The organism is Coleofasciculaceae cyanobacterium (assembly GCA_036703275.1).
GTDB lineage: Bacteria > Cyanobacteriota > Cyanobacteriia > Cyanobacteriales > Xenococcaceae > Waterburya.
The window spans coordinates 118,822-133,651 of sequence record DATNPK010000112.1 but is presented as its reverse complement, the minus strand read 5'-3'; the positions used below and the strand labels follow the sequence as shown (position 1 = coordinate 133,651).

The 14,830-nt window shown below is 40.9% G+C and carries 18 protein-coding genes; 10 read left to right on the top strand and 8 right to left on the bottom strand.

What is annotated here, in order from left to right; translation table 11 throughout:
* From V6C71_27050 to V6C71_27020, 7 genes are all read left to right on the top strand, one after another.
* A partial coding sequence (locus tag V6C71_27050) for an NACHT domain-containing protein (GenBank protein ID HEY9772120.1) occupies nucleotides 1-1,371 on the top strand: 1,371 nt, incomplete at its 5' end.
* The gene (locus tag V6C71_27045) at nucleotides 1,325-2,191 is read left to right on the top strand and encodes a hypothetical protein (GenBank protein HEY9772119.1); all 867 of its coding nucleotides are present in this window, start codon (nucleotides 1,325-1,327) and stop codon (nucleotides 2,189-2,191) included. The genes V6C71_27050 and V6C71_27045, both read left to right, overlap by 47 nt.
* 494 nt (nucleotides 2,192-2,685) lie before the next feature.
* Entirely contained in the window at nucleotides 2,686-3,057 is a 372-nt protein-coding gene (locus V6C71_27040; GenBank protein ID HEY9772118.1) for a hypothetical protein, read from the top strand.
* 2 nt (nucleotides 3,058-3,059) lie between these two features.
* Nucleotides 3,060-3,332: a hypothetical protein gene (locus V6C71_27035; GenBank protein HEY9772117.1), complete on the top strand. Its 273-nt coding sequence runs from the start codon at nucleotides 3,060-3,062 to the stop codon at nucleotides 3,330-3,332.
* Nucleotides 3,333-3,355: 23 nt separating this feature from the next.
* Complete coding sequence (locus tag V6C71_27030) at nucleotides 3,356-3,544, top strand: hypothetical protein (GenBank protein ID HEY9772116.1); 189 nt, start codon at nucleotides 3,356-3,358, stop codon at nucleotides 3,542-3,544.
* Nucleotides 3,545-3,689: 145 nt separating this feature from the next.
* The gene (gene petN / locus V6C71_27025; GenBank protein HEY9772115.1) at nucleotides 3,690-3,779 is read left to right on the top strand and encodes a cytochrome b6-f complex subunit PetN; all 90 of its coding nucleotides are present in this window, start codon (nucleotides 3,690-3,692) and stop codon (nucleotides 3,777-3,779) included.
* Between the two features lie 12 nt (nucleotides 3,780-3,791).
* On the top strand, nucleotides 3,792-3,935 hold the full coding sequence (locus V6C71_27020; GenBank protein ID HEY9772114.1) for a hypothetical protein: 144 nt from the start codon (nucleotides 3,792-3,794) through the stop codon (nucleotides 3,933-3,935).
* Between the two features lie 538 nt (nucleotides 3,936-4,473).
* Here V6C71_27020 and V6C71_27015 read toward each other — a convergent pair.
* On the bottom strand, nucleotides 4,474-4,959 hold the full coding sequence (locus V6C71_27015) for a hypothetical protein (protein ID HEY9772113.1): 486 nt from the start codon (nucleotides 4,957-4,959) through the stop codon (nucleotides 4,474-4,476).
* Nucleotides 4,960-4,996: 37 nt separating this feature from the next.
* The gene (locus tag V6C71_27010; GenBank protein HEY9772112.1) at nucleotides 4,997-5,332 is read right to left on the bottom strand and encodes a hypothetical protein; all 336 of its coding nucleotides are present in this window, start codon (nucleotides 5,330-5,332) and stop codon (nucleotides 4,997-4,999) included.
* A 34-nt stretch (nucleotides 5,333-5,366) separates the two neighbouring features.
* Between V6C71_27010 and tnpA the strand changes: the two genes are divergently transcribed.
* On the top strand, nucleotides 5,367-5,768 hold the full coding sequence (gene tnpA, locus V6C71_27005) for an IS200/IS605 family transposase (GenBank protein HEY9772111.1): 402 nt from the start codon (nucleotides 5,367-5,369) through the stop codon (nucleotides 5,766-5,768).
* A 280-nt stretch (nucleotides 5,769-6,048) separates the two neighbouring features.
* Here the strand turns inward: tnpA and V6C71_27000 are convergent, their stop codons facing one another.
* The 5 genes from V6C71_27000 to aspS all read right to left on the bottom strand — a co-directional run bounded on the left by V6C71_27000 (nucleotide 6,049) and on the right by aspS (nucleotide 12,542).
* A complete protein-coding gene (locus V6C71_27000; GenBank protein ID HEY9772110.1) occupies nucleotides 6,049-7,479 on the bottom strand; it encodes an anthranilate synthase component I in 1,431 nt (476 codons plus the stop codon).
* Nucleotides 7,480-7,481: 2 nt separating this feature from the next.
* Nucleotides 7,482-8,441 carry an energy-coupling factor transporter transmembrane protein EcfT gene (locus tag V6C71_26995; GenBank protein ID HEY9772109.1) on the bottom strand — a complete coding sequence of 320 codons (960 nt, stop codon included), beginning with the start codon at nucleotides 8,439-8,441 and terminating at the stop codon, nucleotides 7,482-7,484.
* A 72-nt stretch (nucleotides 8,442-8,513) separates the two neighbouring features.
* A complete protein-coding gene (gene mltG / locus V6C71_26990) occupies nucleotides 8,514-9,593 on the bottom strand; it encodes an endolytic transglycosylase MltG (protein HEY9772108.1) in 1,080 nt (359 codons plus the stop codon).
* 146 nt (nucleotides 9,594-9,739) lie between these two features.
* The gene (locus tag V6C71_26985; GenBank protein ID HEY9772107.1) at nucleotides 9,740-10,306 is read right to left on the bottom strand and encodes a DUF3727 domain-containing protein; all 567 of its coding nucleotides are present in this window, start codon (nucleotides 10,304-10,306) and stop codon (nucleotides 9,740-9,742) included.
* Between the two features lie 445 nt (nucleotides 10,307-10,751).
* Entirely contained in the window at nucleotides 10,752-12,542 is a 1,791-nt protein-coding gene (gene aspS / locus V6C71_26980; GenBank protein HEY9772106.1) for an aspartate--tRNA ligase, read from the bottom strand.
* A gap of 396 nt (nucleotides 12,543-12,938) precedes the next feature.
* Here aspS and V6C71_26975 point away from each other — a divergent pair, with 396 nt between their 5' ends.
* A complete protein-coding gene (locus V6C71_26975) occupies nucleotides 12,939-13,481 on the top strand; it encodes a YdcF family protein (GenBank protein ID HEY9772105.1) in 543 nt (180 codons plus the stop codon).
* An 8-nt stretch (nucleotides 13,482-13,489) separates the two neighbouring features.
* Nucleotides 13,490-14,059 carry a hypothetical protein gene (locus V6C71_26970; protein ID HEY9772104.1) on the top strand — a complete coding sequence of 190 codons (570 nt, stop codon included), beginning with the start codon at nucleotides 13,490-13,492 and terminating at the stop codon, nucleotides 14,057-14,059.
* Here the strand turns inward: V6C71_26970 and V6C71_26965 are convergent.
* Nucleotides 14,056-14,505 carry an ABA4-like family protein gene (locus tag V6C71_26965; protein HEY9772103.1) on the bottom strand — a complete coding sequence of 150 codons (450 nt, stop codon included), beginning with the start codon at nucleotides 14,503-14,505 and terminating at the stop codon, nucleotides 14,056-14,058. The two genes, V6C71_26970 and V6C71_26965, sit on opposite strands and share 4 nt — an antisense overlap.
* Nucleotides 14,506-14,830 lie beyond the last annotated feature (325 nt).

Below are 14,830 nucleotides of genomic sequence, written 5' to 3'. Positions count from 1 at the left end.
TCAAAAGACTCAGTGGTAGATGTGTTGAAAAATTTGGTTCAAGGATTATCACAAAAATCGATTCCCCAAGGATTTCGCTGGAAAACGCCCAGTAAGTCATCAATTAGTGAAGCCCGCCAAAGAGTAGGATGTGCAGTGCTGACCCGACCGAGAATCTGGTCAATGTGTGGAACGATGCGCGTATTAGATATGTCTCCGATGTATATTGAAGATATATATGTCGATACTAAAGTTTACGAAAAAATAACTGGACGGCGAAGACTAGAAACTGACAACCTCTGTTTATCCAGCCTCGATCGCAAAATTGTCCCTTGCGACTTTGAGCCAGTCAAGCGACAAAAAATATCTGGTTTGTCGGCAGCAATGCGCTATGACAAACTAATTGTTTTGGGTAAGCCTGGTTCTGGTAAAACGATGTTTTTGAAATTTTTAGCTTTACAATGCTTGAAAGGAGTATTTGAACCCGAGAGAATTCCCATTTTTGTTCCTCTGAGAGATTTTGTCGCTTACGACTCATCTCTAAGTTTGGTGAACTATATCACGAAACAGCTAATTAAAGATTGCCAATCCCCAGAAATAAATCAGGTTAGGCAACTATTAAATCAGGGAAAATTTTTTATTGTTATTGATGGATTAGATGAAGTCAAGATATCAGTTCGCGAAGCTATTGGTAAGCATTTACGTCGATTCACTGAATGGTTTCCTGGCAATCGCTATCTAATTAGCTGCCGTCATGGCCTACAGTATTGCAATTTTGAGCAGTTTACAGAGGTAGAAATAGCTGACCTTCAAGAAGAACAAATTGCTAATGTTGCTGCTAAATGGTTTGATACTAAGGATCGGCACAAAAGTATTGATTTTTTGCAAAAGCTCAACCAAAATAGTTCAATTCAAGAATTTTCGACCAATCCTCTGCTATTAACTTTGCTGTGTATTTTATTTAACGAATCAGCAGATTTTCCTCGTCGCTCAGAAATCTATGAAGAAGGTTTAGACATAATGCTCAGACAGTGGGATGCAGAACGCAGTATCGAGCGGGAAACAGGCGGTGGTTTATCTTTACAACAGGAAAAAGAATTGCTGTGTGCTATAGCTCTAAGAACATTTGAACAAAAACAACACTTTTTTAAAGAAGCCGAGCTAAGATTTTATATTGCCAACTATGCGATCGATATTTATCGCGCTAATATACCCAAAATAAACGCCAAAAAAGTTTTGAAATCTCTCGAAGCTAAATATGGACTAATAGTCGAACAGGCTAAAAAAGTTTATTCGTTTTCCCGTTTAGCCTTTCAGGAATATCTAACGGCCAGAAAGTTCGTTTTTGAACGATCTAACAGTTTCCACCGCCATGCTACATCATCTGGTTAAACATCTGACAGACGAAAGATGGCGCGAGATTTTTTTACTAGTGGCAGAAATGTCGCCTCAAGCAGACAAGCTGTTGCAAATTATGAGTCAGCAGATTGATTCCCCGCTAGCTAAAGCTGAGGAGCTAAAAATCTTTTTCGACTGGGTGAACTGTAAAACGCAATCGGGAGTCAAGGCAGACAGCTACAGCCAGCCGACTCAATTTCAACCAGCAACGATTCGGGCGTTTTATTTTAGTTTGGGACTAAGCAAAATTTTGGGCTGTATTGGCAGTAATTTTGATTTGGCTTTGAGACTTGAGCCTAACTTTGGCAGTGAAATTAGTTCTAACCTCGATTTAGTACTTGACTTAAGCTTATTTCATATTTCTAACTTAGCATCTAACTTAGAATCTATACAGCGTCCTGCATTAACCTTTCAACGTACCTTAAACAGAGCGATCGCTCACGCTACCAAAATTCAACCAGAATTAGCTAGAGAACTGCAACAGTTAGCAAAACAACTTCCTACGCCAGAAGAAAACATCACTCAATTTTGGCAATGGTGGCACACCCAGGGCAAAGCCTGGTCAAACAGCATCAATTCTGTGGCAGCACGGTATCGTAACATGGGTTACCAGTGGCAGTTTGATGCTCAACAGAAAAAATCTTTAGAAGAGTATTACCAAGCAAATCTATTGTTGCTCGATTGTCTTCACAGCAGCACTAGTGTAAATTTTGAAGTCAGAAACAATATTATGGATCGACTACTTGCTCCAATGGAGATTGAACCAGTTGAGTCTCCACAAATCGAGTCAATGTTGATTGAAAGTTTGATTTAAGCCAGTATTGAGCAACAGCATTAAACTCTCAATCAACTTTTAATGTCTTCAATTACGTTGGATGTAAATTATCACTCATATCTCTTGGCAACTAGCTCTTCTCTCTTTTGCGCCTGAATTTTAAGTTCACGCCACGCTAGAATGATGATAAAAGACAACAGTTAGTAGCTTTAAAAATATTTTTACTCGATCGAGCTTGCATCTTGCGTAATTGATCGTTCAAACGCGATCGCAGTTTCTTGATTACGGTGGGAGTCCAAATAGCAGCTTTAGCGAAACGATTATTTTTAGGTATAAATATAGACTTGCGAATTAGTAAACAGCCATTCACTTTTTCGAAAGTTGTTAACAAATATAAATTTTTTATATGCTTAAAATACTATACGCAACAAGTAATATATGCATCAGTGTGACTTCCGAATCTATACAAAAGTAGAAGTTTACTTAATAGTAATTATGGCAAAATATAGGCTTAGTTATTAATTTTTTAAACTATGCCTGATTTAACACTCGCTCAAAGATTCGGCACAAACGTTGCTTTTAATGCCACAACCAAAGTATTAAGTATTAACGCTGACTTAAACAGCATCATGATTAATAGTGTTGATTATGGTTTAAACGTTTCGGCGATGACCGACGCTAATAAAGATACCTACGCTAGTCGTATTTTGTGCGCGTTGTTGCTTAAATCTCAATCGGTTCAAGCTTCAGATAACAATGATGAGACGGTCACCGTTTACGTAACCAATCAAGGCAAACGAAGCGTTACCCGTAACAGCGTCGCTCAATTTGGCTATCAGCTAGTAGCTACAGCTTATAAAAATGACACGTTAGGCGTAAATCTAGATCCTGATGCGATCGGGTAAACATGGGTAATTGGCACTGCATACCGAGTGGTTGTGCTGAGGTGGTGTATCAAGAATACTTACCACCTTCGGTGCGCTGGAGATACGGTAGCGAACCTTGGCAAGAAATAGATGGTGATGATTATTCAATAAATAAACAGGTTGCTAATCCTTATGACTATCTATCCTCAGCTCAAATCTATAAATTGCTCGAACCGCTACATTCAACAGGCGGTCTAGCACGCTACTTTAGCTTTGTACATATTGACTGGCGAGACACGAAAGCAAGATGGTAGCTCGTCATTGAGCTCCAACATCGATGTTTTGGAACTTTGTCGGTTTTGCGATCGCTACTTTATCTGTTGGCATGAGCTGGTCGATTATTCAAACTAAAGTTTTTGAACTTGAGGTTGCTCAATACAAACTAAAGACTGGTAGCGCGATCAACAAAGTGCAAAAAGTGTCGAACACTTATAGAACAAGCAGCGAATACTTTACAACCTGGTAGTAATGATCCCAATGTATTTTGAGCAGAAGCGAAATTTCGTGGGGTTTCACACCAAAAAATACCGTTTAAAAAATACCGTTTAAGAAGTATGATAGGGTTTATAGTTGCCAAATTAAATACATATTTTCAAACCAAAAATACTGATATGGACATTTTAACGTTAGGTTGGGTTACTATATTAGCTCTATTTACCTGGTCAATTGCGATGGTTGTTTGGGGCCGTAACGGATTCTAAGTTGGGGAAACTGTGGAAACTAACACATTACTAAACACTTTATTTCTAGTTGCTATAGGCATATTAGGACTACTTAGTGTAGGGATTTTATATCTCTCGGTAGTTCAATGGCGCGATCGCCGCCGCCAAGGTCGTGATAAGCGAGGTGGAGCTTAAGGATACCCAAACTCGTATCAAGCCAACTAAATCAAATAGCAATATTTTTCTAAGATAGGGACGTTAAATTTAGCGTCCCTATCTATCGTTAACGGGTACAGGTAGTTATACTAAATCCTGTTTGGATAAAACACTTTAAGGTAATTGACTACTCCCCATGCGTGAACGCAGGGGATTCCTTAGTTAATAATTTATCTTCTAAGTTACACTGAAGATGAGGATTCCATCTCACTCCAACGGGGCTAGCCATAAGCCCAACTACTGGGCCTACTCCCAGATACTTTGCTCGGATATTACTACATCCAACTCCATCCCTGTGCCATTTAAACCCGCATGAACATTTGTATTCACGGTTCTTAGGTTTATTTCGTTTGCGACAAGACAAGCATTCTTGACTGGTATAAGCTTCGGAAATTAATTCGGTATTAATTCCAACTTGGGCACACTTATATTCAAGCTTTTGTCTGATGCTGCCAAAATTCCATTGATGTAGCTTTTGGTTAACTTTCTTGCCATAGTTAATCTTCTTCCTAATGTCTCAAACATCTCCAATTACTAGCGTTTGAATACTTTTCTCTTGTAGCATTGAAACCGCTTTACTAGTTAACTTATGTTCGATGTCTTTAATTTGATTCTTTATTTTGGCAAGCTGTTTTTGTTTTGATTTAATTAGCTTTTTGCGCCTTTTGCTACGCAGGCGCGGATGCGCCAGAGCGTCGCTAGAGGCGACTTCGAGCTTCGCTCGTGCTTTTTTAGTATCAATTAAATTAGATAGTTTGGCTTTGAGCTTATTTTGATACTGCCGTTTAGAACGAAGCAATCGACCGTTAAAGATGTCGGTATCTACTCCATCGGTAAACACCATAGGATGTATTTCTCCCAGGTCGCAGCCAGATATTTCACCAAGCTCTATTTGTTTTACATTTTCACACTTATAACAAGCTCTTAGTTCATAACACTTACTAGCTTTGTTCCAACCAAGCTCTATTTGCTTAGGCTTCTCCCACTTCCAACCAACTATCAATGGCTGATTACTGCCATTTGAGAGTCTCAGCTTGCCGTCATTTTAGCTTGATAGCTGATGACTTCCAAATCAGCTTGTAATACCATTTTCTTCGTCTTGGTGGTTTAGAGTTTGAGTCTGTTTTTCGTCTTGACCTCCATGATTTTAAACTGGCAAAAAATGATTGAGTAACAGCATCCGAGCTATGAGCGTGAAGCTTGTCTGAAACCCGCCATCTTTCCATCCTATATCCAGACAACCAAATATTTTTCTTCCTAACGGTGCGCCAAAAGCTAACTAGCGTTTGAGAATATAATTCCCCCGCAGCATGAGCTAATTTGTTTAGCTGTTGGGAATATTCAAGTTTAAGTTTTCTCACTGTATAATTTGCCACAAAATAATTATATAAAAACTAGCTAATTAATAGAATGGCTCGATTTAAGAGCAACAATAATATTGTTTACAACTGTAAGTATCACGTCGTTTGGGTGACTAAATATCGTCGCCCAGTCTTAACTAAAGATGTAGAAACAAGATTAAAGGAAATTCTGAACAATATAGCCACGGAAATTCAAGTAGACATACTAGAGATGGAAGTAGGAGAAGAAAATCACGTTCACCTTTTAATATCTTTAGCTCCTCAGTTCGGAGTGCATAAAGCAGTTAAAAGATTCAAAGGCGCAAGTTCTAGATATATTAGAAAAGAATTTCCGCAGCTAAAAAAACGCCTTCCTAATCTATGGACAAACTCATATTTTGTATCGACTGTCGGAGGCGCACCTTTAGCCCAGATCAAAGAATATATTGCTAATCAAAAACGTAGTCGCTAAACCTTGTTCGGGCTTACCCCATACTTAGAAAGTAGGGGCCCCGACCCTTCAGGGTGTTCGGTCAGAAGTCAGAAGAGTTATAGCTACTTTAAATCAAAAGTACTTTATCAATCGGATTTATATAGTATTAATTGGTAATTGTTGATTACTTTAATCAAATTGCCAAAAAACTAGAAGAATATCGGCCTCGATGGGGATTAACTATTCAGGGTTGGTTCAACAATTATTTTAGCTAGAGACTGTTCTGGCTATTTTGCGCCTAGAAAAGCATAAATTCTGTTTAAATCGTGCTGGTTGGGAATTGTAAGGCGGCGATTTGGGCTTCGGCTTTGTTTAGAGATTCATCCCATTCTCGCTCTGGATCGCTATCAGCCACAATGCCTGCACCTACCTGTCCATAAACCTGAGCTAGATCGGCATCAGCAGGTTTAACATATAGCAAAGTGCGAATCAAAATATTTAAATCCACATTACCTCGTTGGTCGAGATAGCCACAAGAACCATAAAATAGACTACGGCGGACTGGCTCTAATTGCTCAATAATCTCCATACAGCGAATTTTGGGACAGCCTGTAATCGTTCCTCCAGGAAAAACCCCCTGAATCAAATCCACGACGTTCAAGTCTGGCTTCAGCCTGCCTTGAACGTTGCTTACCAAGTGCATCACATGACTATAGCGTTCGATTACCAATAGTTCATCTACCTCGACCGAACCCCATTGACAAACTCGACCCAAATCATTACGCTCTAAGTCTACTAGCATGATGTGTTCGGCTCGTTCTTTAGTATTGGCGAGTAATTCAGTTGCTAGAAGGCGATCGCTTGCGGTCGTTTTGCCTCTGCGTCTGGTTCCAGCAATGGGTCTAGTTTGCGCGCGATCGCCTTTTAATTGCACTAAGCGTTCGGGGGAACAGCTAATTACATCTCCCCAGGGCGATCGCCAGTAGCAAGCAAACGGAGAAGGATTTATTTGCTGTAGCTGACGATAAATTAACCAGCTATCAGCACTAGTATTAGTTTGAAATCTCAGTGATAAATTGGTCTGAAAGATATCTCCTGCCTGAATGTGTTGTTTGGCTTGTTTAACGGCATTTTGGTACTGTTCTCGATTTGTCTGAAAAGTAATTTGGGTAGCAGTAGGGGCAAATTGTAATTTACTCTGAGAAAAAGTAGGCGCAGAAAGATTTACCTCTAAATGATCTAATTGTTCCGAGTCAGTAGCAGCCAGCCACAAGGTTGCTTCTAAATGATCTAAAACGGCAAAACATTCTGGTTCATACCAATAGGCTACGGGAAAAGGTAAAGTATCTTGGTTAAGTTCAGGTAATTGCTCTATTTCCCAGGCAAGATCGTAACCCAACCAGCCTAACCAGCCACCAGTAAAGGGTAAATGTGCTACCTGAGAATTATTAACCCCTGATTGCTCGATCAAAGAGCGTAAGAAAGGGAAAATTTCCCCTATTGCGGGAGTCCATAATCGAGGCTTACCCTGAATGGTTCGAGGCGAACCCGCACATATTGAATACCTAGATAGTTGGGGTTGTTCTACATCCGTTATCCCAGGACTTTCTAAGAGGGAAGCGATTGGTTCGGTTGAAAATAAAGCAGCGAATACCTCTGAACCAGTTAGATTATTTAAAGAGAGCGATCGCCAGCACCACGGTTCTACTGCCTCTATTGTCTCTGGGATGGATCTAACTTTATGACCCATCTTTAATAAGTTCCCCCCACAAACCAACGCGCACACCAAAAGGGAATTAAAATTCCCAAAGCTATCCAGTCACGCCACCGTAGTTTTAACTGATGCCATTGAACCTTATGTTCATTAGGAGTCGTAAAGCCGCGAACGTCCATCGCCGTGGCAATTTGTTCAGCTCGTAATAATAAATTGTTTAAGAGTTTTTCCGAGACAATCAGCCATAGTTGTGCGCTACGACGCAAACCTAATTTCTTCCAATCGATGGCTCTAGTACGAATTGAACGGACTAAATTCTGCACTTCTTCTAACACCAAAGGAATAAAACGGAGCGATAGGGTTAGGGTAAGCGTAATCTCAGAAATAGGTAAATTTAAACGGCGTAAAGGACTCATAATATCCTCTAAACCGGCGGTAATCTCTTCGGGAGCAGTGGTCAAAAGATATAGGCTAGTGCTGTAAATTAAAGTGAAAATCAAAGTAGAAATTCGGATTGCCACATCCAGAGAACGACGAGTAACTACCAAACGTGGCAAAAAAGCAAACTCGGGCCGATCTAAATAGACATACCGATAGTCGGTTGGTTGTGGTAGCTGAAATTCACACGAAGCAGAGGTTGGCTCTACTCGCTCGGCAGATGAATCGGCGATCGCAAGATCGGGACAAAACTGGGGTACTCTTGGCTGGTGTTTGACCGCTAGGGTATCGGGAGCAACGCTGCTAAATAAAAATAGAAAGGAACATAATAGCAACAGCCATCCTATTTGCTTGCGCCAGACTCTAAAAGGAATACCCGCTGCAACAGTCAGCAAAATTAAGGATGATGCTAAACCGAGCCGCCACCAAGGACTACTCAAGACAGGAGCAATCAAAAAAGTCATTAGCCAGGTCAGCTTTACGCGCGGATCTACCTGATGTAGCCAAGTTACAGGTTTCTCTAAATATGAACCAATAGGGAGCGATCGCAATAAATCCATTTGATTAAGGATAAAGAATTATGAAGGATTTAAAGCTAATAGCTTGGGGCTAATAGCCGTTAGCCAACAAAATTATTGATTTCTTTGACGGCGAATTTCTCTAGTAGCTGCCTCATGCTCACTCAGAGTTTCACTAAAGACATGCGTGCCATCATAACGAGCTACGAAGAACAGATAATCTGTGCTTTGAGGATTCAAAGTCGCCTTCAAGCTAGCTATACCAGGAGAAGCGATAGGAGTTGGAGTCAAGCCAGTGTTCATATACGTATTATAGGGTGATGGCGTTCCTACCTGAGCAAAGGTTAAAGGCTGGTCTGCCGTTTGTCTGATGCCTAAACCATATTCGACTGTAGGATCGGACTCTAACTTTATTCCTTGATTGAGCCTCGCCGTAAATACTCCTGCGATCAAAGGGCGTTCATTCTCAATTACAGCCTCTTTTTCCACAATGCTGCTTAGGGTTACCCAATCCAACAGGCTCATGTCTGGTTTGGCTGCTTCGTAAACTGGTAAGGCAACCTGTTCAAAACGATTCAGCATCGTATTGACTATTGCCTGTGGGTTGCTGGTTAGATCGCTAGATATTTTATAAGTGTCTGGATATAAAAAACCTTCTAATATTGGTAGGTCTTGGGGCAACCAAGGATATTGTTGATGGGGAATTGTGGTAACGGCAGTTTCAAATTCTGCGGCACTAAAATAACCTTGAGACTCAAAATATTTTCCCATCTGCATCGTAGACCAGCCTTCGGGAATAGTGAATTTGGTCTGCATTATTTCCCCAGACCAGATTTTATCGGCAATTTCAGCTAAAGATTCTTCAGGAGAAACCAAATATGTGCCAGCTTTAAATCCACCAGAGGAGTCGGTTGCCTGCTTGAACTTTGTCCAAATCTTCCAACCATTAGTCGATTTAATTAAGCCTGCTTGAGCTAACTCTGTGCCGATTTGATTACCCGATACTCCTGGCTTGACTGTAAACTGGGTTTTCTGGGCTGCGTTGCTTTTCGTGACCACAGGAGCAGTTAAACCTCTCCAACCAGCCCAACCCAAAAGCAAAATAACTCCCACTGCTACTGAGACGACTTTGGCTGCAATAATCTGTTTGTGATCAGAAATTCGTTTGTATTTAGGCTTTTTCTGAGTAGTCATCCTAGATTAATTTAGTCAGGTCCAATTATTAATAATTAGCTTTACCTTGAAAGCTGGGTCTTATCTTACCTCGGTTTTTCAAAAACTGTCTTCCCTCAATCAAGACTAGAGCGAATTCTCAAAAATTGGTTGTTTGACCTTGAAACTTAGTCCTCTGACAATAATTCTTCCAAAATAGGCATCAAATTCTCTTGATCTGGTGAAACTAACTCCAAACGATTTTCCCCGTCGTATCGAGCAAAAAATAATAAGGGAGTTAAAGGAGTATAGATACCGTACTTCTGGTCAGCATGATAGAAATAACACAAAGACTGTAACTCTTCTTCGATCTCATCATCATCATCGTCTTCACCCCCATCCAAAGTTAAAACTCGATCTTCTTCAATAGGAGGAAGCTCCCCTGTGGCGGTCAGGGTATAAGCGGTATGGTGTAAATAAAGATTTTGTTCTGATAAAACTGCTTTGGCGTTATCAAAGATTTCCGCGATCGCCTCATCGTCATCCAGCATCGCCGCTTCTAACTCTTCATCACTATCTTGATCGATACTCATAATGATGACTGGAATATCTACAGGTACTAATAGCAAATAGGTCATACTATCCATTTCAAGGGATTGCTCGATATAACAAGGAAGCGATCGCCCTTCGTCATCAACAATCGTCAGAGTCTCCTCTTCGTATTGTTCGTTTTGGTCAAATCGAGATGATGGCATAATTTCTTAATCTAAAAAATTTTTGGCTAACTAATAACTTTATAAATATAATTTGAGACTTAATAATTTAGCTTATTTAAGTTGTTTAATACGTTTATATTAGATTCCAGGATACCATTTTTTAAGGGATGAACGATCACCGAGCCAGTGCAAGAGTGCAAGCACAAGTCCGCATATAGCAATGGGTTTTCTTTCTGACTTTTGACTCCTGATGTTATCCCTTTGTCTATTACGGACGACGCGAAGGACGCGCCTCCAGGCGCTAATCCTTTAGGGCTAGTCCGTGCATGATAAGCTTCGAGACCGAAGGGAATCCTTTAGGGCAAATGTGACCGAAGGGCGGAGTGCGGTTTATCCGTGAATCCGCGATTGGCAAATGCTTACTTCATACCGCTCCGAGACCGAAGGAAATCATGCACGGGCATATGGGACTCCTGACTCCTGCCTAGTCTTTTTTAGGCTGATAAGTCGAAGCTATTTCTAGCTCTTTAAGCTGCTGATTATCTACCGCAGCAGGAGCATCTGTCAAAAGACAACTAGCCTGTTGGGTTTTGGGAAAGGCAATAACGTCACGAATTGATTCTTCTCCCGCCAACAGCATTACCAAGCGATCTAAACCAAAGGCAATACCTCCGTGGGGAGGTGTACCGTATTCAAATGCTTCTAATAAGAAACCGAACTTGTTATCAGCTTCTTCGGTAGTTAAGCCGATCGCTTTGAAGACTTCTTCTTGAACGTCTTTTTGATAAATTCTTAAGCTGCCACCACCAATTTCGATACCGTTGTATACCAGGTCATAAGCTTGGGCTCTGGCAGTAGTTAAATCTTTTTGGTCTTCAGGGTAGGGTGCAGTAAAAGGATGGTGCAGCGCCTCATAACGTTTCTCCTCAATATTCCACTCAAACATTGGAAATTCAGTGACCCAAATTAAGTTAATTTGCTCGTTATCGATCGCTCCCATCTCTTGAGCGATAAATAAGCGCAAGCGGTCTAAAGATTTATTGACCGTGGCAGTATCTCCCGCACCAAACAGCAACAAATGTCCTGGTTTTGCCCCAGTACGGCTCAATAGCTCTTGTTTCTGCTCTTGTGTCAGATTATCTTTAATTGCGCCGATGGTATCGATTTCATTGTTGGCTCTGACGCGAATGTAGGCAATTCCTTTTGCCCCTGCGGTAACGGCTTCGTTAAAAATATCGCCCTTTGGTTTGATGCGAACATTGGAAATAGCATCATTACCGCCAGGAATAGGTAGTACTTTGACCTGTCCACCACTCTTGACTGCGCCAGAGAAGACTTTAAACCCAGAATCTTGGACAATATCGGAAACATCAACCAATTCCATGCCAAAGCGGGTATCTGGGCGATCTGTACCGTAACGAGCCATTGATTCTGCGTAGGTAATGCGTGGAAAAGGACGTTCTAGCTCGATATTTTTAACCGTTTTAAAAATATGACAGATTAAAGCTTCATTGAGTTCAATAATCTCGTCTTGAGACATGAAGCTCATTTCCATATCTAGCTGAGTAAACTCAGGCTGTCGATCGGCGCGCAAATCTTCATCGCGGAAACAACGGGCAATTTGATAATAGCGATCGCAACCCGACACCATCAGCAACTGTTTAAATAACTGAGGAGACTGAGGCAAAGCATACCAGTTACCAGGATTAACCCGAGAAGGTACAAGATAATCCCTCGCTCCTTCGGGGGTAGAGCGAGTTAAGATTGGAGTCTCTACTTCGATAAAGTCTTTTTCATCTTCCAAAAAACGACGCATTGCTTTGACTACCTGATGACGTAGCTGAAGATTTTTTGCCATGCGATCGCGCCTTAAGTCTAGATAACGATGCTTGAGGCGTAGTTTTTCTCCCACATTTTCTGTATCCGCCGTAGAAACTTGAAACGGTAGCTGTTTACTTACTGCATTCAAGACTTCAATGGATTCGGCATAAATTTCTACCTGTCCTGTGGGCAGCTTATCATTAAGAGACTCTGGGGGACGTTGGCTAACTTTACCCACCGCCTTGACTACATATTCGCTGCGTAAAGATTCGGCATCAGCATAAGATTGTGGTGTGCGTTTGGGATCGCTCACGATTTGAACCGTACCTGTGCGATCGCGTAAGTCAATAAAGATTACTCCCCCATGATCGCGACGGCGATCGACCCAGCCAAAGATAGTCACGGTTTGGTTTATATGTTCGGCTCGCAATTCGCCACAGTAATTAGTTCTCATGCCTAGTCGCTAAGTAATTAAGTAAAATACAGCGTATTCAAGAGTAACAAAATCTGTCCCCCTGTTGATTATTATTTCTCACGTTTGACTGGATTAATCGGAAAACTTATAAACTTACGTTAGTTAACAAAAATTTATCGCCACGCAATCAATGAATTCTAAAATAGAGACATCTTCGATAAAGATATCTACAATAGGTTAAATCTACTAAAAAAGTATCTCTCTTAGCGATCGCCACTCCCGTAATATTTTGCTGGCATTTCGCTAATTTGTGGACATCGCTTCCTGCTATAGATCAGAGCCTATCTTTCTCTTTTGCCTATGTTTTTCCGCTTTCCACCAAGAGCAGAATCTGATTTGGTTAACGTCAATCCTGCGAGCAAATTCAGATACCTAATGTTGTTGTCAGTGGTAACAACATTTCTTTGTGTTGGATTCAAACCAGTCTCTAACGTTAACTCTACTCCCGAAGCTTTATTAGTATTGGGCGGACATGAAGAGCGAGAACGTTTTGCTGCTAAACTAGCACAGCAATATCCTCAACTGCCGATTTGGATCTCTTCTGGTAGTCCCCAAGAATATGCTCAAGAAATTTTTGCTAAATCGGGCATCTCCCGCGATCGCCTCAATTTTGATTACCGCGCTAGCGACACTGTAACCAACTTTACTACTTTAGTAGATGAACTGCAAGCTCAAGGTATTGATAGCGTCTATCTAATTACTTCGGAAAATCACATGAAACGAGCCAAAATAATTGGCGAGATAGTCTTTGGTAGTCGAGGGATCGACTTCAAACCGATCGCTGTTCCTTCTAATAACCCTCCTGAGCCAGTTGAAAAATGTTTACGAGATGGTGCTAGATCGATCCTTTGGTTAGTAACAGGACATACGGGAGAAGTTTTGGGACAGTATGGTGGCAAAGGCTTTCAACTACTTTAGATAATAATATGAACACTCCTGGTCACTATATTCTCAATTTAGCGTTGCTAGGAAAAACAATTGCTCCAAAGAATAATACAGCAATCGCTATTGGGGCAATTGTGCCCGACATACCAATCTTTATCTTTTATTTTGTTGCCAAGTTTATTTACCAAATGCCCTCAGGTAAAATTTGGTCAGAAGCTTATTACAAACCATTTTGGCAGAATTTAGTAGCTTTGTTTCACTCCATTCCCTTAGCTTTACTAGGTGCTGCCATTTGCTATCGTCTCAATTGTCAACCAGGAATAATTTTGTTTATCAGTATGGTCTGTCATTCCTTATTAGACCTTCCCGTACATAATGATGATGCTCATCGTCATTTTTTCCCGTTAAGTAACTATCGCTTTATTAGCCCTTTTTCATATTGGGATCCCAACCACTACGGCAGAATAGTAGCGTTTATGGAAATGGCTTTAGTAATTGGAGTTAATCCAATTGTTTTGGGATTACTTAATTCACCATGGACTAAAGGAATTGCGATCGCGATCGATATTTTTTATTTAGTTGGCTATTATCGCTTTTATTTAGCGAGTTAAGCTGTGGCATCAGTTGGCTTTTCTGCCAGATTGCTTTTGCTAAAAATCGTATCGGTGACGATATGAGAAAGCAAACCTACTGGACCAAAAAACAAACACAAGATTAAAGAATGAATCGTCCAGATCTTTTTTTCTTGCCCTTGCTGATAAATCCATCTGCCGATAAATAAATCCATCACCAGAAAGTGAACCCATCCCGCACCTGCTGCACCTTCTTCGGCAAAAAAGCGAGCAATATCTGCTAGCTGAGGATTAGCTAAGGCTGCTGCGGATTCTGGCTCAACTGTAGCTACCAGATAATAAATATATGCGCCAATTAAGGGCAAGAAAGGTAAATAAGAACCCATTACCTTTTGAGTAACGTTCCATTTAGGAAACAAAATCATCATTGTCCAAAAGGGCAATATGTAAAGATTAGCTAGATCGAAAAGTTGAGCAGAGGTCATTTTTTCCAGAATGAGGGATGAAGTACTAAATATCACCCGTATTATAGTTGAGTAGAGTTAAATGAGAATTTTTTCCTTTGAGATTGACATTTATAGCACTCGAAGCAAACGCGTCGCAAACTGTCGAACCCAAAGGGCTAATAGCGCAGCGCGATCGCGGACGTGCCTCCAGGCACTAATCCTTTAGGGCAGATCGCTCTTGGGCTGTGTCCGTCACCGGGCGGACTTTATAAGCCCCGTCGTCTTACTTTGCGCAGCTAATAGCTCTTATAACTAACGTCCTAATCTATAGTTCACTTGCTATACTTTCTGAGTAGCTTACGTT